This window comes from Nitrosomonas sp. Nm33 (genome assembly GCF_900107265.1).
Classification (GTDB): Bacteria; Pseudomonadota; Gammaproteobacteria; order Burkholderiales; family Nitrosomonadaceae; genus Nitrosomonas.
Genome location: NZ_FNPJ01000034.1, coordinates 11922 through 31077, shown reverse-complemented (window position 1 = coordinate 31077; position 19156 = coordinate 11922). Strand labels below are relative to the sequence as shown.

16 protein-coding genes and 2 pseudogenes are annotated in these 19156 nt (G+C 45.9%); 2 read left to right on the top strand and 16 right to left on the bottom strand.

The window, feature by feature from the left end; translation table 11 throughout:
- A pseudogene (locus BLV54_RS08590) lies at window positions 1–526 on the bottom strand (hypothetical protein); the annotation flags it as partial.
- A gap of 245 nt (window positions 527–771) precedes the next feature.
- Window positions 772–1287 (bottom strand): DUF2780 domain-containing protein, encoded by a 516-nt coding sequence (locus BLV54_RS08585; protein ID WP_176969719.1) that lies wholly within the window; start codon window positions 1285–1287, stop codon window positions 772–774.
- Between the two features lie 375 nt (window positions 1288–1662).
- On the opposite strand from BLV54_RS08585, the gene BLV54_RS08580 reads away from it, so the two are divergent.
- Both BLV54_RS08580 and BLV54_RS08575 read left to right on the top strand, forming a co-directional pair.
- Window positions 1663–2202, top strand: a complete 540-nt coding sequence (locus BLV54_RS08580; RefSeq protein WP_090570618.1) for a THUMP domain-containing protein — start codon at window positions 1663–1665, stop codon at window positions 2200–2202.
- Window positions 2203–2226: 24 nt separating this feature from the next.
- A complete protein-coding gene (locus BLV54_RS08575; protein WP_256329297.1) occupies window positions 2227–3438 on the top strand; it encodes a CapA family protein in 1212 nt (403 codons plus the stop codon).
- Window positions 3439–3496: 58 nt separating this feature from the next.
- On the opposite strand, the gene BLV54_RS08570 is transcribed toward BLV54_RS08575, so the two are convergent.
- From BLV54_RS08570 to BLV54_RS08510, 14 genes and pseudogenes are all read right to left on the bottom strand, one after another.
- Window positions 3497–4819 (bottom strand): replication-associated recombination protein A, encoded by a 1323-nt coding sequence (locus BLV54_RS08570; RefSeq protein ID WP_090570614.1) that lies wholly within the window; start codon window positions 4817–4819, stop codon window positions 3497–3499.
- Window positions 4812–5426, bottom strand: coding sequence for an outer membrane lipoprotein periplasmic chaperone LolA (gene lolA / locus BLV54_RS08565; protein ID WP_090570627.1), 615 nt, complete (start codon window positions 5424–5426; stop codon window positions 4812–4814). Before lolA ends, BLV54_RS08570 begins: the two co-directional genes overlap by 8 nt.
- Before the next feature lie 281 nt (window positions 5427–5707).
- Window positions 5708–8155 carry a DNA translocase FtsK gene (locus BLV54_RS08560; RefSeq protein ID WP_090570611.1) on the bottom strand — a complete coding sequence of 816 codons (2448 nt, stop codon included), beginning with the start codon at window positions 8153–8155 and terminating at the stop codon, window positions 5708–5710.
- Between the two features lie 217 nt (window positions 8156–8372).
- On the bottom strand, window positions 8373–9335 hold the full coding sequence (locus BLV54_RS08555; RefSeq protein ID WP_090570608.1) for an ankyrin repeat domain-containing protein: 963 nt from the start codon (window positions 9333–9335) through the stop codon (window positions 8373–8375).
- A gap of 160 nt (window positions 9336–9495) precedes the next feature.
- A pseudogene (locus BLV54_RS16430) lies at window positions 9496–9714 on the bottom strand (DUF938 domain-containing protein); the annotation flags it as partial.
- 85 nt (window positions 9715–9799) lie between these two features.
- Entirely contained in the window at window positions 9800–9979 is a 180-nt protein-coding gene (locus BLV54_RS16425) for a DUF938 domain-containing protein (protein ID WP_218132357.1), read from the bottom strand.
- A gap of 177 nt (window positions 9980–10156) precedes the next feature.
- Complete coding sequence (locus BLV54_RS08545) at window positions 10157–10570, bottom strand: type VII toxin-antitoxin system HepT family RNase toxin (protein ID WP_090570606.1); 414 nt, start codon at window positions 10568–10570, stop codon at window positions 10157–10159.
- Entirely contained in the window at window positions 10567–10980 is a 414-nt protein-coding gene (locus tag BLV54_RS08540) for a type VII toxin-antitoxin system MntA family adenylyltransferase antitoxin (protein WP_218132356.1), read from the bottom strand. Before BLV54_RS08540 ends, BLV54_RS08545 begins: the two co-directional genes overlap by 4 nt.
- Window positions 10981–11015: 35 nt before the next feature.
- Window positions 11016–13700: a DEAD/DEAH box helicase family protein gene (locus BLV54_RS08535; RefSeq protein WP_090570600.1), complete on the bottom strand. Its 2685-nt coding sequence runs from the start codon at window positions 13698–13700 to the stop codon at window positions 11016–11018.
- Between the two features lie 7 nt (window positions 13701–13707).
- On the bottom strand, window positions 13708–14025 hold the full coding sequence (locus BLV54_RS08530) for an STAS-like domain-containing protein (RefSeq protein ID WP_090570597.1): 318 nt from the start codon (window positions 14023–14025) through the stop codon (window positions 13708–13710).
- Window positions 14018–14884: a hypothetical protein gene (locus tag BLV54_RS08525; protein WP_218132355.1), complete on the bottom strand. Its 867-nt coding sequence runs from the start codon at window positions 14882–14884 to the stop codon at window positions 14018–14020. The genes BLV54_RS08530 and BLV54_RS08525 overlap by 8 nt, the downstream gene beginning before the upstream one ends.
- The gene (locus BLV54_RS08520) at window positions 14881–15777 is read right to left on the bottom strand and encodes a DUF488 domain-containing protein (RefSeq protein ID WP_090570594.1); all 897 of its coding nucleotides are present in this window, start codon (window positions 15775–15777) and stop codon (window positions 14881–14883) included. Before BLV54_RS08520 ends, BLV54_RS08525 begins: the two co-directional genes overlap by 4 nt.
- Window positions 15774–18059 (bottom strand): site-specific DNA-methyltransferase, encoded by a 2286-nt coding sequence (locus BLV54_RS08515; protein WP_090570592.1) that lies wholly within the window; start codon window positions 18057–18059, stop codon window positions 15774–15776. Before BLV54_RS08515 ends, BLV54_RS08520 begins: the two co-directional genes overlap by 4 nt.
- Window positions 18056–19144 carry a lipocalin-like domain-containing protein gene (locus BLV54_RS08510; RefSeq protein WP_090570589.1) on the bottom strand — a complete coding sequence of 363 codons (1089 nt, stop codon included), beginning with the start codon at window positions 19142–19144 and terminating at the stop codon, window positions 18056–18058. The genes BLV54_RS08515 and BLV54_RS08510 overlap by 4 nt, the downstream gene beginning before the upstream one ends.
- Between the last annotated feature and the right edge of the window lie 12 nt (window positions 19145–19156).

Sequence of the window (19156 nt, the reverse complement as noted above, 5' to 3'; positions counted from 1 at the left end):
CTTTATATTCTTTGCCATTATCAGAATAAGCGTAATCGATCTGGTAAGGGCAGTGGGTGATGACGGTTTCGGTGAGGAACCAGGCGGCGCTATTCCGGGTTTTATCGGGCAAGATGGCTGCATAGAGTTCTCGAGAGAAGTCGTCAATTGCGACAAACAGGTATTCCCTGGGTTGGGTAGGTGATTGGCCTTTGAGCAAAGGTAAGCGTTTAGTATCGAAATGCACGAGTTCGCCGGGATAAGACTTGTTATAACGCTTTGCCTCGCGTTTCAAGCGCTCCTGGATGGACTGCTCGACTTTGGCTAAGCGTTTGAGACCGTATTGGATTGTTTTAAAACGTTGATTGGTACTGTCGCGGGGAACAAACTCCTTGAGCCTTGCCCGTTTGAGAACGGTGTAGATCGTGGGCCTTGAGACTCGAAAGCGTTCGGCAAGTTGGGACACTTTCCAGCAGCCAGTTTGGTAGAGCTGCCACAGCTCCTGACGGTCAAGTGGCGTAAGTCTTATATGTTTGTGCATGTTCATTTACAGTATTCTCCAGAATACTGTAAACAACGCTAGAAATTCTTACACCTTATTCCATTTCCAAATCAAACATGACGTGAAGGTGAGCCGAGCCGTAGGCAGTATAAATAATACGGTAAGGCGAAGGCGCCAAAGTCAGGTTTGATTTGGAAATGGAATAACGCAAGAACAGCATTATCACAGCTTTCTACCCGCTTACTGCAGAAAATAGCGCCAGTCAGGCAGACCTCCTTTTACCAGGAAGACTACATGCCACCCATCAATGCGGATTTAAGTGCGGCCGCAACAGAACCGCCACCACCACCTTCAACATATTGCACCATGACAAGTATAAATTTTTGGACCATTTCAGGTTTCAAGCCAGATTCCAGGAAAGTAGCTGCCATACCACCTCCTCCGAGTCGACTTGGTGGAGGTGCAGCAGCCAATAAATCCGGCATTTCAGGAACCACATTAGTCAGCGCGGTAAAATTTTCCGCTGACATTCTGGGTTTGGCTAACTGGAACAGGGCGCCCGCCCCCACTTCAGCTTGCCGCTGATTGACGCCTAATTGCTGCATTAACTGACCGATCAGTCCAGTTGCGGAAGTCGCAACTGGTACGGCCCCTGTTGCAGACTCGCCGCCAGGTAAAACTTGTGTACCTTTCTCTAAAATTTTGCTGCTAGCACCTGGGAGGTCACCCAAATCGATCGCATTTGCATGACCGAATAGGAATAGCGCAATACTCAATGATAAGCATGTAATTATCAATCTGATCATTTGCATCACTCACACTCCTTTATAAAAAGATTGTTCTTGATATGAAATCAGAATTTCACAAATAATTTAGATAGTTAGATAAATACTATTCCTACTGTTTCCGTAATCATCGAGAATTCATGGGAATAATTAGCTTACCGCTGCTTCTGTTGATTCTTGCGACAGAGTGATTTGCGCTGTAAACGGCAACGATAATATTTGAAGGCTAGGTATTTGCTATTTGTTTAGTGAAGCTTCGTTCTCACAAACTCAACAAACTTAGGAACCATCATCATGCACGCATATTCCAATGATCAAGTTGTCGAGATACGACATGTTTTCATAAAGCCAAACCATGCATGTATCCATCCACTCATCATTCGAAGGTGAATCATCATGAAAGATTGGAATGTTGTGGTCACTGTCGCAGAAAATTGTTTCAAGGAAGGTTTTTCTTTCCTGTCGAATTATGGTCATGTCGAAAAGACACCTTTTCGCAATGTGTTGACCCTCAAGGTTGAGAATACCGAAGCTTTTCTCGAATCTTTCCTTCATGATATGCAAAAAGATCCAGCCTATGTGCGAGTATTCTGTCGAGTAATTCCTTGTACACATTGTTTCTTTTTTCAAACGGTCGAAGCGTTTGAGGAAAAGGCCAAACCGTGCATCCACTCATTTCTACCTCAATTGGCACATCGCAGTTTTCATGTGCGCATGCATCGGCGTGGCTTCCATGGCACGATAAAAAGCCAGGATGAAGCGAGTTTACTCGGTAACTATCTGGATAAGCAATTACGATCACAAGGTGCTGAAGGTAAAGTGACGTTTAATGATCCTGACGTGATTCTGGATGTGGAAATCGTCGCGCAGCAGGCAGGCTTCTCGTTATGGACTCGCGATCAATGCAAGCGTTATCCGTTCTTGAAATTAAACTAATTCAGCAGCGACTGATGAGTTCTAATGAAACGACGCGATTTTCTAATCCAATCATCAGCAACTCTCCTGGCATTGACCACCGGTATAGAGAAAGCAATGTCAATAACCGACTCTGAAGAATCCACAAGAAAAGCACCCATCACGCTGTTTTTATGCGGCGATGCGATGACTGGCAGAGGGATAGATCAAATATTACCTCACCCAAGTAAACCGCAATTGTATGAGCCCTATGTACGAAATGCGAAAGACTATGTCAAGCTGGCTGAAGAAATCAATGGCAAGATTCCCAAACCGGTAAGCTTCGATTATATTTGGGGCGATGCACTGGTTGAACTGGGAAAAGCAGCGCCGGATGCCCGCATTATTAATCTGGAAACGAGCGTTACCTCAAACGACGAGTTTTGGGTGGACAAAGTCATTCACTACCGCATGCATCCCCAAAATGTCACCTCTCTCACTATTGCAAAAATAAATTGCTGTGTGCTGGCAAACAATCATGTGCTGGATTGGGGATACGCCGGTTTGACAGAAACGTTGTGCACACTGGCAAATGCTGAGATCAAAACCGTGGGTGCCGGCACAAACTTGCAGGAAGCACAATCTCCGGCTATTTTGGATATACCCTCTAAAGGTAGAGTCATTGTTATTTCCTGCGGCACGGAATCCAGCGGTATTTCGTATGAATGGGCTGCTTCGGCCAGGAAAGCGGGGATTTATTTTTTGACCGATTTATCCAGCAGAACGGTTGATCAAATCGCGGCGATCGTGTATCAGAACAAGCAACCGGGCGATATTGTGGTCATTTCCATCCATTGGGGTGGAAATTGGGGATATCACATTCCCCAGGAGCACATTGATTTTGCTCACATGCTCATCGATTCTGCCGAGGTAGATTTGCTGCATGGTCATTCTTCCCATCACCCTATCGGGCTGGAAGTGTACAAGGAAAAACTCATTTTGTATGGATGCGGTGATTTCCTGAATGATTATGAAGGGATAGGCGGTTACGAGCATTATCGTGGCGACCTATCCCTGATGTATTTTGTCAATATTGCACCCAATACCGGCAAACTGGTCGAGCTGGAAATGGTGCCGATGCAAATCAAGCATTTTCGGTTGAACCGCGCCTCAGCAGATGACGCACACTGGCTGCAGCGTACCTTGGATGAACACAGCCGCAGATTGAATTGCAGAGTCGAACTGACATCAGACCAGAAGCTAAAAGCTGTTTACTAGTGCGCTAGGGAATGACGCAAGCTTATCCGCTTTTATGGATCCTTTATTAATCGCTCACTCAAAGTTTTGTATTACGCTTTTTTGCCTGTTCATCCAGCTTTTTTAAGTACTGTAATTTCTCAGCAATTTTCGCTTCCAGCCCATAGGAAGTGGGATGATAGAATTCTGTTTGCTGCATACCATCTGGAAAGTAATTCTCACCCGCAGCATAAGCTTCCGGCTCATCATGTGCGTAACGGTAATTTTGCCCGAAACCCATATCTTTCATAAGCTTTGTAGGCGCGTTGCGTAATCGTAGCGGTACACGGCGCGATTGATCTTGCTCGACAAATGAGCGGGTTTTTTTGTAAGCAAGGTAGGTCGCGTTGCTTTTTGGGGCACAAGCCAGGTAAAGCGTTGCCTGCACTAACGCCAGTTCACCTTCTGGGCTGCCGAGGCGCTCAAATGCGTTACAGGCATCTAGTGCAATAGTCAGTGCACGCGGATCGGCAAGGCCAATATCCTCGGTTGCAGTACGAATGAGACGTCGGCCGATATAGAGAGGATCGGTACCACCATCGAGCATACGGCACATCCAGTAAAGGGCAGCATCCGGGGAGGAGCCGCGAATCGATTTATGTAGAGCTGAAATCTGATCGTAAAATTCGTCACCACCTTTATCAAAGAGACGCATGCTGCGCGATAGCACATTGCGCACAAAATCTGCATTGATCTCACATACTCCTTCGGTCTCGGCAGCAATATCCGCCTGCTCGAGCAGATTCAACAAGCGCCGCGCATCGCCATCAGCAAAAGTGATCAGGAGATTTTTTGCTTCATCTGAGAAATGCAGTTTCTGCAGTTCAGATTGACAGGCGCGTTCAAACAATTGCTTAAGCTCCTGCTCGGATAAAGGGTTCAGCGTATACACTTGAGCACGCGAAAGCAGTGCGCGATTGACTTCAAATGAGGGGTTTTCGGTAGTGGCGCCGATAAAGGTAATCAATCCCTGCTCGACATAAGGCAGAAAAGCATCCTGTTGTGCCTTATTAAAGCGGTGTACTTCATCGACAAACAATATAGTATGGCGCTCCAATTGCTGCAATACCTGCTGCGCTCGTTCAATCGCTTCGCGGATATCTTTTACACCAGACAGTACTGCCGACAGTGCAATAAATTCAGCATCAAACACGCGCGCCATCAGACGTGCCAAAGTAGTTTTTCCACTACCCGGTGGCCCCCACAAAATCATGGAGTGCGGTTTGCCAGATTCAAAGGCAAGACGGAGGGGTTTACCAGCACCTAACAGATGCGTTTGACCAATGACATCATTCAGGGATTGGGGACGTAAGCGCTCGGCTAGTGGCGCAAAGGGTTTTTGCTGTGTAAATAGATCAGTCACTGATCACATCAGCCCCTTTGGGGGGGGTAAACTGAAATAAATCGGGAGCAAGAACAGGATTAGCATTCAGATCAGTAAATACCAATACGGTAAACTGCCCGAAATTATCGCGTAAAACCATTTCATGCAATTCACCTTTCTGGGAAAAACCCATGCGGATCAACTCAAATGTGCTTTCCTTAGTCTTGGGTGTAGCTTCCAGCCATTCCATCTCATCATTCACCTCGATTTCGGTAAGATCAAAATCTCGTTCGATCGTACTGCTGCCCGCCAGCAAAGCAGCTGGACTGCTGCCGATCGCCACATCCAGCTGACGTACCGTGACTTGATTGAGATCTTGATCGTAGAACCATACCCTACTACCGTCGCCAACTATCAATTGCTGGTAGGGTTTTTCATACGTCCAGCGAAACTTGCCTGGTCGTTCGAACATCATGACGCCAGTGGCTTCCTGCATCACTTGAAGATTTTTATCAAGCAAAATTTGTGAAAACATCGCCTTGAAAGTCTGAGCTTTTTGCACGAATGCCCTAAGGCTATCGATAGCAGAGGCTTGAGCAAGAAGAGGAAGTAAGCAAAGTAACAAAAATAAGCTAAATCGAATCATGCTGCTCCTTAAAAATAATATCTGAATGGAGTCGGTATCATTAAGCATGTTTTCATTATCCATTCAACTTGTTTATTATTCATTTGGGAAAGAACTAATAATAATGATAATTATTATTATAAATCTTGTTCATTATTCACATGGGGAAGCACTAATTAATTAGTCAAGCAAGAAAAGTGCAAGGCGAATGGAACGGAAGAAACGAGAAAACGAGCAAAGCGAGTTTCTGAGTACTATCCAACACAGCAATTCGCTTGTGCAAGTAATTAATCAGTGCTTTCTTAGTCATCTCGGTTAGGTGCTAATACTTCCCGGTTACCATTGCTCTGCATAGCGGAAACAAGACCAGCGCGTTCCATTTCTTCGATCAGGCGCGCCGCGCGATTGTAACCAATACGCAGTTGTCTCTGCACTAACGAGATCGAAGCACGGCGTGATTTGACTACAATGGCCACCGCCTCATCATACAGCGGATCAGTTTCCCCTCCTGCCTGTCTACTCGTTTCACCATTCTCGCCACTCAATTCATTTTCTTCATCGCTTGCCTTGAGCACTTCTTCAACATAGCACGGTTCGCCATGTTCCTTGAGATATTCTACTACCTTGTGCACTTCATGGTCCGCGACGAATGCGCCATGAACCCGTTGCGGATAACCGCTGCCTGGTGGCAGATAGAGCATGTCACCTTGACCGAGCAAGGCTTCTGCACCCATTTGATCGAGAATGGTGCGTGAATCAATTTTACTGGAAACCTGGAAAGCTATTCGTGTCGGAATATTAGCCTTGATCAGACCTGTAATGACATCGACCGAAGGTCGCTGCGTTGCCAGCAACAGATGTATTCCAGCCGCGCGGGCTTTCTGCGCAAGCCGTGCGATTAGTTTCTCGACCTTTTTCCCCATGATCATCATTAGATCAGCCAGCTCATCGATCACCACCACAATCAAAGGCATTTCTTCCAACTGAGCAGGTCCATCCGACGTCAAACCGAGAGGATTAGTCAGTACTTCCTCATTCTCTTTAGCATCGCGGACTTTTTGGTTATAGCCAGCAAGATTACGCACTCCGAGGGAAGACATCAGCTTATAACGCCGCTCCATTTCAGCCACGCACCAATTGAGTGCGCTGGCGGCATCGCGCATATCGGTCACAACCGAGGTCAATAAATGAGGGATTCCTTCATAAACAGATAGCTCCAGCATTTTCGGATCAATCAGAATTAACCGAACTTGTTCAGGCGTTGCTTTGTAAATCAGACTTAAAATGACTGCATTGATTGCAACTGACTTACCAGAACCGGTCGTTCCTGCCACCAGTGCATGAGGCATTTTCGCGAGATCAGAGACAATAGGTCGACCACTGATATCCTTACCGAGTGCGATGGTCAAAGGTGATGACATATCTGCATACGGCTGAGAACTGAGGATTTCATGCAGCCGAACCATTTGTCGCTTAGGATTGGGAATCTCCAGACCCATCGTGGTTTTACCAGGAATAGTTTCGACCACGCGAATACTTGCCACGGAAAGCGCACGCGCCAGATCCTTGACTAGATTGATGATTTGATTGCCTTTGACACCGACAGCAGGTTCGATTTCATAACGAGTAATGACCGGCCCCGGATGGGCTGATACGACTTTAACTTCAACACCAAACTCCTGCAGCCGGCGTTCAATCAGACGGGAGGTAAATTCCAGCGTGTCATTGGATAGCAACTCAACATCTTTTTGCGGTTCATCCAGCAAATGAAGTGGTGGCAACAGCGCATTAGATGAATCAGTAAAAGAATCGGTAAAAGAAGAGGTTATTTTTTCTTTGACGATACGAGCAGGTTTCTGAACAGCCGGCTCAGGCAGCTGCTCAGGCAACTCTATCCGTAAGGGTGGAGAGGAGGGCTCGACAGGCTTTTTCTGATCCTCTCTGACAAGCTTTTTCTGATCCTCTCTGACAGGCCTTTTCTGATCTTCTCTGACAGGCTTTTTCTGAACCTCTCTGATCGGCTCCTTGTCTTCTTTATCCTCCTTAAAGTGCATCAAGGAGGAAGCCTCTTCGTCACGACGATCTCGCAGGGCCAATAAGCGATTCCACAGGGCTAATAAGCGATTCCACAGGGAAAGGCATGATTCTTCAATGGTCTCGCCTATTTTTTCAGTAATGCGTATCCAGGATAGTCCTGAAAACAAACTGAATCCAATCGCCATTAGAATGATAAAAATAAGCGATGTACCAGTAAACCCGAGCATCAGGGAAAGATTTTTACTCAGGATTTCACCCAGTACACCTCCTGGCACCAAGGGAAGCGATATGTTAATCGTATTGAAACGAAGCGATTCGAAACCGCTACTGGCCGTTAGCAGAATCATAAATCCTGTCAATGAAATGAGCAGCGCGCGCGGATCGAAGATGCTGGTAATATCGATACGGCGATAACTCCACAGGATTGCCAAAAGGAAAAAAACTACCCACCACCACGCTGAAGCACCAAACAGGTAAAGCAACAAATCTGCCAGCCAGGCGCCAGCTCTGCCCCCTGCGTTACCGATCTGATCGATATGGTCGCTATGTGACCAACCGGGATCAGCACGATTAAAAGTAATAAAAATTAATATCAGATACAAGGCGATACCGCTCAGTATCAGACAACCCGCCTCTCGAAACAATTTGGCGATTCTTGGTGACAAAGGGTTATTGTTAGTCTTCTTCGCCATTGGTTTATTGACAGCAGTCATGCAAATATCAGAAATAAAGAAACAAAAACCAGTTTGATTTTATGGAGATTATAAAGAAATTCTTAAGTAAGCTCTTATCATTATCGTTAATTCACTTATGAATCAGCGAAACAATAGGTATATTGCAAAGCGCTTCATCATAAGTAAGTTACTACGATTTCTGGTGAAACGACCTTTTCACGAGATCTGAGCAATTTTTGAATTCAGAAAAGCTTGCCTAATTGTTGGCAGCTTTAAGCAACTCAATGATTGCCGGATTCTTGGCCATATCCAGTGCAGTTTTTCCGCTCGCACTTTCAAGCTTGGAATTCGCACCCTTTGCTAATAACAATTTGACGATATCCTCATACTCGTGGAGGGCCGCCCACATCAATGCCGTAATGCCATCCTGATTCTGTTGATCGATATTGGCTCCTTTTACCAGCAAGGTTTCAACTACAGCTGTTTGGCCATTCTGGGCAGCTAATATCAACGCGGTAAAATCATTGGCAGCCTTTAGATTAGGCTGTGCACCACTAGCCAACAATGTTTCGACCACTGCCTGATGCCCTGACAAAGCAGCCAAAATCAGTGCAGAAGCGCCATTTGTGTCTTGCAAATCAGGTTTCACCCCTTTTGCTAGCAATGCTTTTACAATTTCCAAGTGACCGTTCTGGGCAGCCAAGTGCAGCGCAGTCGTTTGAGCCTCGTTTTGCAAATTCGGGTTAGCTCCTTTTGCCAATAAAGTGTTGACAATAGCAGTATGACCGAAGACAGAGGCAATCATCAAGGGCGATAACCCATTTTTGCTTTGCAGATCTGGGTTGGCGCCTTTTGCCAGCAAGGCATCGACAATGGTTGCATGGCCATTCTTAGCTGCTAGCAGCAATGCTGTTCCTCCTTGAACATTCTGGAGATCAACCGCCGCATTATTTTTCAATAGTAAGTCCACGACGGCAGCATGACCATTCTGCGCAGCAACCGCCAGTGCGGTAAACCCGTCAGGATTCTGCAAATCGACCTTGATACCTTCTCCTAGCAATTTCTCGGTAGTTGCCACATCGCCAGTCAGGGCTGCCTTGAGAAAATCCACTTCATTGATAGCAAAACTCACCGATGACTGGATAAGCAGCATGGCTGCTATAGCCATAAATATTAAACGTTTGAATTTCTCGCCGATCAAAATTTTTATATTTTTCATTAATCTACCTGAAATAACGTGATCTTTAACAGTGGGCAAGTATAACGCACCCCCTCTTTTCTGTCGTACTACTTTTTATAAGGAAAGTAACATAACATCCCATCAAAATTGCGATGAGGCTAACCAAATCTCCCATGCTATCAACAGATTTCTGCCTATTCTACAAATCAGCAACACCTGCAGAACGGAGCGTCGCATCAAATTCCTTGTTTCGAATCCGTGGAAAATTCTTCATCGCCCGGAAAGGTCCGTAAATCAGTAAGAGTCCACCGTCCTTAAGCAGAAGTCGCGCACATTTCTTCATGCCATCTGCCATTGAAATAAGCGCTACCTGAAAAATATTGATACAGAAAATTGCGGCAAATGGCTTTTCCGATCCTGGATTAAACCAATTTCTCGGTTTGGATCAAATCCAGATGAACAAGACCGGCAATATTATGGTTACCCAGTTCGCGAGTCAGCTTTTAAATGTTGTCAAAAACCTCGATATCCTTATCGGATGGCTGAAAATGCAAATGATTAAAATAAGGCGCAAAGTAATTGATGTGCACGCCACTGCCACTGGTCAGCTCCAGAATACGTTCCAGATCCTTGGGCAACTTTTCTTTGAGAACCCACAGAATGGGTTCACGGTTAGCAGGCATGCTCAGTCAACATACTCGCTTAACGGATGAGGATCCAAAGAGACATTTCTTGATTCATACATAATTTTCCTGATGATGAGGTTATATCAAAGAGTTTGATTCATTGATATTTATCTGATTATTACAAAATAATATTACAACAAAAATAAAAACTAAAAAGTAGGATACAAATTGAGCTCAATTTGCCCAACGCAGCGCCCGGTTAGCAAATTCAAGCAGATCTTGGGTGCGATGCTCGATTACATCGATCAAGATTTGCATATCTAATTCCTGATATTCATGTACGAGAATATTACGAAACCCAACCATACCTTGCAGCTTGCGCACCATTTCTTCGTCAATCACTCCGGCTTGCGCTAGCAAAGTAAAGGATTCACGGCTATCGCGCGGGAGTCCGAGTTTACAAATTTTCACTAGATGATTGGCAATATCAATCGTTAATTCTGCGGCGCGCTGTAAATTCATCGCCACCGCATCCAGACGAAGCTGATCCTTAACAAAGGGCAAACCGGTTTCCATACGGTAATACTGATTGATTTGCTTGATGCAGCGTTCAATACTGACTTTCTTACCGAGAATAATGTCGTTCATAGGCTGTAGAATTTTCCACTGCGTAAACCTTCCGCCACAATGCCCGCGCGTTCATCATTAAGTTTCTGATATAGCGAAAGCACCAGCATTTCAAATTTATCAGCAGCCGTTCCTGGTGCCTGAAAAAGCCGCTCTCCACTCATAACAATTTCTTTTTGCAGCACTGTCGGAGCCAAGCGCAAATTGATCAAATCCACATCCCTGTTAACTGCCATTTGCAGCGTCTGATGCAGCTCACTGAATAAAAACGAACCTGCCTCTTTCGCCTGCTTGGGCGGTAACAGGACGGCGATGTCCACATCGCTTTCGGGTCGTTCATATTCCGTTCCCCAAGATCCGAACAGGTAAATCGCCTGCGTATCCGGCCAGGCATTCAAAATCAACCGAATCATCTGTTCCGGGCTGCTCACGATATCACCCCCCACACTCACTAGGGTATTGCCGATTAGTCATTCTTATACTCACGAAAACCAGTTAATAAATCTGCAAAGGATTTGGGAGCGTACTGTTTGAATCCTACTTCATCCACATACACGAAATCATAATTCACATCTGCTTGTAGCGCGTTGATATCCTCACACCACTGACGCAATCGTTCCATTTTCAAGGGCACGTCCAAATCTTCCTGTCCTTTGGTTTCTACCACAGCAACCCGATTAGAAGACAATTTCACCAAAAAATCCGGGTAGTAGTTGGCAATATCGCCAGCTACGTTGACATAATCCAGCTTGAAATGCACTGCCAAATAGTTCTTGGCAAAAGACATCACATCACTGCAACCCTCCAGGAAACTAGCAAACTGAAGCTCGAAATGACTGTCGCCGATCACACGGTTGAATACACTCTTCTTGGGCATCAGATAACCCTGATCCTTAACGACAAAGGGACGAGTTTGCCGCAATTTGATGGTATCACGAATTTCTGCATCTCCTTTGGTTTGTACCGTTAACGCGTTAATTGCCTTTTTAAAAATCTCAATTATGGTTTTTGTAGCAGCGAGTTCGGATAAGTTACGCAAAGTATTAGGGGAATCCAGATCGACTATCTGAGCAAAAAGTGCATCCCGTATGAATGTCTTGATTTTGCCATATAGCACGTCATAGCCACTGACCAGGCGCAATTCTTTCATTATTGTCTGCGTGAAGTAGCCGATTACGCTGCGATAATCCGCTATGCCAGCAGTATCCAGTATCGTGGTATGCGTGATTTCATCCGTCGTGATATCCTTGAAGACGATCTCACGCTGCTCTTCCTCGCTGAATTGCTGATAGACCACTGGTTGGAATATCATGGCGCCAGTATTCAAATCATTGAGATGCTTGTATTCCCGATAGAGACGCGGCGCCAGTACTGGAATTTCGATATCCAAAGCCTCAATATTCTTTTGTTTATTGTTGTAATCAATTTCGATGACCAGCGGTGTTTTAGGTTGGGTTCCCTTGCCCATTGCCTTGCGTTCCAGCACTACCCCCTCAGCCTGAATTGACTCCACAAACTCCATGAAGGCATCCGTGCCAATCACGCTGACATATTCTTCCACGCTCCCGGGATACATCTTGCGTAACCCACGACCCAATGTCTGCTCCGGTAGGATATTGCTTTGGGCAACGAAAGCGCGCAAGCCGACAATGGTTGTCACATTGCGCACATCCCAGCCTTCTTTGAGCATCAACACCGATACGATCGCCTTGTAAGGGCTTGCCATGGTATCGATCTCATTGGCCTGCTTGCGTAACTGCTCCAGCTCCTCTTTAGCTTTACCTGTCGTTGCTTCGGAAATCTCGCCATTATTCTTAGTGTGAATCGCTAGAACTGCTCCCTTCAATTCGGGATAATGGCCCTCCAGATACGCTGCCACCTCATCGCAGTTTTTGGTGTCATCCGTCATCACGAACAAAATAGCTTTTCTATCGAGCTTCTGGTGTTCCTCGTAGGCTTTGCGCCACTCGATCACCCCTAGGTCGATATAGTCAGCATACTTTTCGGTGTATTTGGAACTTTGCCGCTCGCAAAGCTTGGCACGGCTGACTGTATCCGGTAGCACAGGGTGCTTGACCACGTTCTGCCAGATCGCTTCTACCAATGGATAATCAGCCACCGTCTGTACAAAAATCGCGCCGTTATTGTGCTTGGGCGTTGCCGTCACATCCAGTTGCAAGCTCAGGGAGCCGCCCTTTTGCAGCAGCCGATGATGAATATCCTGAATCGACTGGAACCAGGCAAGCCTCGCATCGTGGATATGATGCGCCTCGTCGTTGAGTATCATCAGCTCATCAATATCGCGTATGATCATGCCCAGATCCACCTTTGAATCAGTAGTGGCGCCACTAGGCCGTTTACCTAGGAAATAGTCCATCGTATTGTCATCATCCGGCGAAGGTGGAATATCCTCTCCGGCATACACACGATGAATATTAGTTAAAAAGATATTTCCGGTGCGGTGCATCACGCGCACATCATCTTGCAGGTGCAAAGTGAGCTGAAAATCATCCCGCCAGTTTTGGCCGTCGAAGCCGTTATCAGGTATCACTGGATCGTCAAAAAAAATCCGTACCCCCTTAAAATCCTTGTAAATGCGATCCAGCACGATGATATTGGGCGCAATCACCAGGAAATTGCGGGAAAGTTCGGAATCTGCTTCATACAGCTTGTGAAAGAAACTCCATGCCAGCGCCAGACTCATCACCTTGGTCTTACCGCTTCCTGTTGCCATTTTCACTACGAAACGCCGCCAGGTCTCATCGAACAGACTAGCCGACACCGAACCACTGCTATCAAAGCGCATCAGATCAAATTTATCTTTCACACCGACTACGTCATACAGATAAATGATCGTTTCCAACGCTTCGCGTTGCGCGAAAAAATATTGAAACTCGACAGTTGTACCATCAGCCTGCGGTAACAAGTGCGGCTCCTTGAACCACCAGTTGAGTAGGCTTTGACTGGTGCTGGTTGCCCCTATGTACCCACTGTCACGGAACGCTTTTACCTCACGCCGTAACTGCGATACCAGCGGCGGCATGAGCTTATCCATGCTGGTTTCACGCAACGCCTCATCCGCCGGAAACCAGCGGATAGCGGGATCAAGAATGGCGTGCGGGGAATCGGGAAAATCAGGGTGAAGTGCCATAGGAAAATTATCTCTGTTGGTCTTTGAAATACTGTTTAGCAGTTTCAACTACTCTTTTTAACAACGCGAGATCATCAGACTGCATATCCTGCACCTTTAGCAAGGCACGAATTTGCTCTTCGCTGAATTCACCGTATAACTGACCAATAGCAGTATTCAGAAACACCGCAGTTAAGGAGGTAATGTTATAAAATGAAAGCGTAACATTACGTCTTTCTTTCAAGGCCATGGTAATTCGCTCGTAAATCCTTTGACCATCGCACGAGGCAACACAAAATTGACTTCCAACAATTTCAAAGACAGAAAGCTGCAAACTATTATTCATGGATAAATGCAATTCCATAGCTATCTAGATAGAACAAAGAATTTTGTTGAGATGCAGGTGGGTAGAATACTCCAATAATCACAAAAGGATTTTTTGCCCAGCCGTGAAATTGGCGAGTGGTCCCAAGGAAAAGAAAAATTTCTTTGCTGGAAAACTCTTGCAAATACTTTCTCCTAACTAGATTAATTGCTTCATTCTCATTACCTTTAGAACGCTTGAGGCAATTCCAGTACAGCGCACCTATTTCCCAATCCTCAATCATTAGGGTGCTGTCTTTTCCCGTACAATCCTTAAATCGGTAGGAAAACTTGTACGGTAATTTATCGACGATTAAAAACTCTTTTCTAATTTCATCTTCTGTTTGAAAAAGCGACAATTGATTTGCCTTTGCCTTCAAAATTTCCAAACTTTCTTGATTCCATTCACGATCTGTTTTCTCAACCACAAATTCCAACAATTCAGTGGGTCTAAAGATAGCAATGGACAATTCATTGTTGTTTGCCTTTGCTATCAATGCAGCCAAATCAAAATGAATTTCATTCTTCCCAAAAATAATTTGCTTTCTTTCCGCCCATCCTTGTCTAGTCCCTACTGGTTCGCCGATTAACTTCACTTTGGAAATATCTGTAATCTTGTAACTCTCCGGCCTGGGGTCACTTTCATTTTTTGCTAAAGGCAATTCCATCCATTGATATTTCTTGTATCTGTTCTCATAATCCAACTTCCTAAACGGCAAGGGGTAAATACGAACCCAACTTCCATCATCAAGAATGCCCGCGGTGCAAACTAACTCATCATACTTTTTTGAAAGTGTAGGATAGGTTTTAACCGTAATGAACACTCTTCGAATCATACTCATAGATGGATAACCTTGATGTTCCTTATATTTTCAAGATATTCGCTAATACAATGCCGATGGCACAAATCATGCTGCTTCTCAAAACAAGTAAGTGCCACACGTTTGTGTTTATCAAGTAACCCACTTAACCTTTTCAGGCTTTCCTCTTTTTGTGGCAAGGAATTCCTGTAACTTTTAAAAAGCTTTACATAATCAGATTTCGTTTCCAGATTATTTCGATTTTCAGACACGATGCCCAATTCTGGAATATGGATGTATTCAATACCAAATTTTGGTAATAATTGACTCAACACACCTTTTGAAAAACCGAACTTCCTGCTTAATGGATTGTTTCGGACATCGCATAATAGGTGTACATCATGGCTAATTAGCTCATTGATATATTTCTCGAAAGACAATCCTTCGTAACCGATAGTAAAAAGCCCATTCTCATCTGACTTTAATTTTTCTTGCGCATGGATCACAGCTTGATAAAAATGATTATCTAGAAGATCTTTTGCTATCTTGCTGTGTATGGCATAGTAAGGATAATGCTCGTAAACAAAACGCACTAATTGAATACCTCTGTAATTCTTATACTTTCTTGCGAAATAGCTGACTCTAGCCAACTCATCGCGCGCCATACAATCAACTGATTTTTCTAACAACTGAATTTCGGCACCCACTGTTTGCAACCACCCTTTGGATTCCAACATCTCAATATCAGATTGAGCCTGGAATGAATAACATCCATAGTGATAAGGAACAAAATCGTAATATGAGCATTCAATTTCTTGTTGCGAAAGAAACAGCAGCTTCTGAAAATCGGTTTTTGATAAATATCCTCCCACTAGCTCTAATAGAACCAGCAGAAACCGTTGTCTATGGTAATTAGGGGTTTTGGGTTTGCTCACACCCTCACCTCTACAATGGTCATAGTGTCATTGCCAAAAATATCCACTACTTTCACTGCAATCTTGCGTCGCCCCGGCATGACTTCCTGGAACACGCTGATCAATTCCAGTGAACGGTCCTTTTTGGTGCGGAAGCTCTGCCATTCGTTTTCGAAAATGTAATCGCCTGTCCACTGCTCTTCCCATTCACCAGTTTCCATGTTTTGCACGCGGATAATCTCACGCTTGTTTTCAAAATCGAAATCCGCCGACCAGTAGTCAATCCAGTCAGTCCAGTGCTGGGTCAGTTGTTCCCGGGTGATCACGCCGTCCTTGTCTTTAATTATCTTCCAGATTTTACCCTTCTCCACCACGATCTTGCTCTGCTTGTCCTTGAGCGTTGCCTCGGCATGAGCAATCGAGTCCTGCGAATAAAAAACTGAAAAATCGGTCAGCTCGACGGCCACCGTATTGCCCTGGATATGCGGCTTGACCTCAATGAAAGACACATCGTGAAACACCACCTGACTCTTTTCCACCGCGCGCTTGTCGAACACCTCAGCCGGAATGTATTTCGGAGCGATGTCGATGCCTTTGACGCGGGCCTCATCCAGCACATTGGGAAACAGCCCCATCTCGAACTCGAAGCCGAGTATATCCACCTTGGTGATATGCTTCTTGCGGCATTCCAGAATGATCTCTTCGACGAATAAGCGCGTCACCGGCAGATTCACCGGCCCTACGGCTACCAGCCGGCCAGCCTTCTTGCCATGGAAACAGGCAAACTGTTCTACTTTCTCCGCCTGGTAGGCGCGCAGGATCAAATCAAGGAAGGCAGCTTCCTTGGCGGCAAGCTGCTGCTGTTTCTGTTCCTCACGCAGATCGGGATTGACGCCAATGTAATGCTGGCGCTCGTATTTACCGAGATTAAGAATTTCGAAAGCACGGTAATCCTTGCCTTGCGCTTTAAGCTGCCGTTGCACGCCGATCATGCGTTTGCGCGTGGTATGGATAGCAAATTTGCCGAGATCAGATGCGATCCACTTGCGCCCCAGCTTTTCCGCCACCGCTGCCGTGGTGCCGGAGCCGCAGAAAAAATCGGCGATCAGGTCGCCTTCGTTACTGGAGGCTTTGATGACACGTTCGAGCAGGGTTCCGGGCTTTTGGGTAGGATAACCAAGCCTTTCTTCCGCTTGTGAGTTTAATAGTGAAATGTCGGACCAGAAATTACCAACAACTTTTCCCTGATCGTCTTCAGGTCGCAATTTCCTAAATGGCTTACCGTTAGATGTCCATCCTAAATTACCTTCAGCATCTAATCTTTCCAGATTTTCACGCTTAAGTCGCCAACCACTAATCGGTGGAGTATATCCTTTATATTCATATACAAGTGTTGGTCGAGGTCCCATTGATAATGAGCTGACTATTGGACCATCGTAATATCTACCTTTTTCGTCTTTATATTTATATTTTTCATTAAGTTCGCTTTGAGTAAGTGGTTCTCGAATGTCAGATAAGTTGAGTCTCGCTGCAAATGATTTGGCGTAATATAAAATAGTATCTGTAAATACACTTAATTTTGGAGAGTAGTGTTGCGAACCCTTGGGATTTGTAGATCTAACCCAAGTTATTTCATTACGCATATTGTCCTTTCCAAAAACCTCATCCATTGCTAAGCGCATGAATGCATTCACCCGCCAATCGCAATGCACATAAATGCTGCCCTCCTCCGCCAGCAGATCGCGCATCAGCACCAGTCGCTCGTAGATCATGGCAATAAAGGAATCCGCACCCTTCCCCCAGGTGTCGCGGTAGGCGATTTCTTCAAGAATGTTGGGTTTCTTGGTGAAGGTGTCAGAGGTCCCGTCGGAGGACGGGATTTCGATATCCATCGAAAAATCGGCGCCCACGTCAAATGGCGGGTCGATGTAGATCAGCTTGAGGCCGCCCTGTTTTTCGATTTCTTTACGCAACGGCCCATTTTTCAGGCTGGACAAAATCAGCTTGTTGTCACCCCAGATGAGTTTGTTGGTCCAGCCCTTGAGCTGCCGCCCGCGGTTATCCACATCGAACAAACTCATTTGCAAAGTGGTGTCCGACGTCTTTTCCGCGCGCGGCTCGTCCACTTGTTCAATAGTCTGAAAAGGCAGCACGATGTTGCATACTTCGTTCGTCTTGCCGGTCCAGACCAACTCCACTTCGCGCTTGTCCTCGAACAGCAGGAAGCGGTATTTGTCGGGCAGCGGCTTGCCTGCTTCCAGACGCTGCGTAATATCGCGAATTTCGTTGTCAGTCAGTTTCATCTTGTTTTGTCTGTCAGCGACATCGACAGTGCTTTGTCATAGCCGGTCAGTTCCAGGTAACCGCGTCCAGCCGGCTGACCATCACGCATAATGGTCACTGCGCCTTCCCAATAAACAGCGCCAGTCGATCGACGTGAATCGAGCTCCTGATCATCCATCAGCGGCTCGAGTTGCCATTCGATGTTGCCGGTTTTGATGTGCATGGCAACCGGATAGACTGCGTCGGTATGGGGAGAGTGCCAGGAGCGCACAGGATGAAAGCTGACTTCCTCCGGTGAAAAAATGGTCATGTTACCCGAGGGGTCGCGTAAACCAGCATATGCCCAGATTTTTTTACTGTCTTTACCGCGCATCTGAAAGACCATGAGTACGGAACCATCGTCGAGATTGGCGCCCGTCCAATCCCATCCTTCCGCGTTCGGATCAAGATATTCTGAAGACCATTCGTGATCGAGCCAGGCGCTGCCTTTAACCGGTACGACTCGCTCATTACGCTTTACCGTGCCGCTGACTTGCAAATGCGGTTCGCTGTAATAATAGCTGGCTTGCTCTGGTTTCGGCCCTTTGCGGGAAAAGCCATTTAAATCCTGCAGCATGAGCGGTTGGGTAGGCGTTAGCGATAACGCAAGTGCAAAGTCGTCTCCCTCCGCATAAGTGCGGTAGTGGCCATCTGCTTCGCGGATAAAATACCAGTTATCCAGCTTCACATCGCTATTACCTGCTTTGGCATAAGCGAGATCAAAACCTTCGCGCGCGCTTTTCTCCTCATGCAGCAGCTTGCCAACTATTGGATCGGACAGGGCCGCATGACCAATGATCAATCGTTTAGGCGCAAAACGGCTGGGATTATCCTCATCGTGCGCAGTGGTTGGGCGAAAGAAAGTAACCTGAAAGCCGAGCGGTTGCTGATCGGGGGTTTCCAGCCAGCCTGTCACATACCACCATTCAATGCGGAAATTTTCATGTGCACCAAAATCCTCTGGAAAAATCAGCGGTCTCGGCGTCACAGGTGTATACACCGGCGATGCTGCCAGGCACACATTCAGCGTTGTCAGCAATATAAATAGTATGAGCAGTTTTTGCATCACGAACTCTCC

Coding starts and splice junctions, on each gene's coding strand:
- BLV54_RS08585 (WP_176969719.1), bottom strand. CDS start 1,287: ATGATCAGATTGATAATTACATGCTTATCATTGAGTATTGCGCTATTC.
- BLV54_RS08580 (WP_090570618.1), top strand. CDS start 1,663: ATGAAAGATTGGAATGTTGTGGTCACTGTCGCAGAAAATTGTTTCAAG.
- BLV54_RS08575 (WP_256329297.1), top strand. CDS start 2,227: ATGAAACGACGCGATTTTCTAATCCAATCATCAGCAACTCTCCTGGCA.
- lolA (WP_090570627.1), bottom strand. CDS start 5,426: ATGATTCGATTTAGCTTATTTTTGTTACTTTGCTTACTTCCTCTTCTT.
- BLV54_RS08560 (WP_090570611.1), bottom strand. CDS start 8,155: ATGACTGCTGTCAATAAACCAATGGCGAAGAAGACTAACAATAACCCT.
- BLV54_RS08555 (WP_090570608.1), bottom strand. CDS start 9,335: ATGAAAAATATAAAAATTTTGATCGGCGAGAAATTCAAACGTTTAATA.
- BLV54_RS16425 (WP_218132357.1), bottom strand. CDS start 9,979: ATGCCTGCTAACCGTGAACCCATTCTGTGGGTTCTCAAAGAAAAGTTG.
- BLV54_RS08545 (WP_090570606.1), bottom strand. CDS start 10,570: ATGAACGACATTATTCTCGGTAAGAAAGTCAGTATTGAACGCTGCATC.
- BLV54_RS08535 (WP_090570600.1), bottom strand. CDS start 13,700: ATGGCACTTCACCCTGATTTTCCCGATTCCCCGCACGCCATTCTTGAT.
- BLV54_RS08530 (WP_090570597.1), bottom strand. CDS start 14,025: ATGAATAATAGTTTGCAGCTTTCTGTCTTTGAAATTGTTGGAAGTCAA.
- BLV54_RS08525 (WP_218132355.1), bottom strand. CDS start 14,884: ATGAGTATGATTCGAAGAGTGTTCATTACGGTTAAAACCTATCCTACA.
- BLV54_RS08515 (WP_090570592.1), bottom strand. CDS start 18,059: ATGAAACTGACTGACAACGAAATTCGCGATATTACGCAGCGTCTGGAA.
- BLV54_RS08510 (WP_090570589.1), bottom strand. CDS start 19,144: ATGCAAAAACTGCTCATACTATTTATATTGCTGACAACGCTGAATGTG.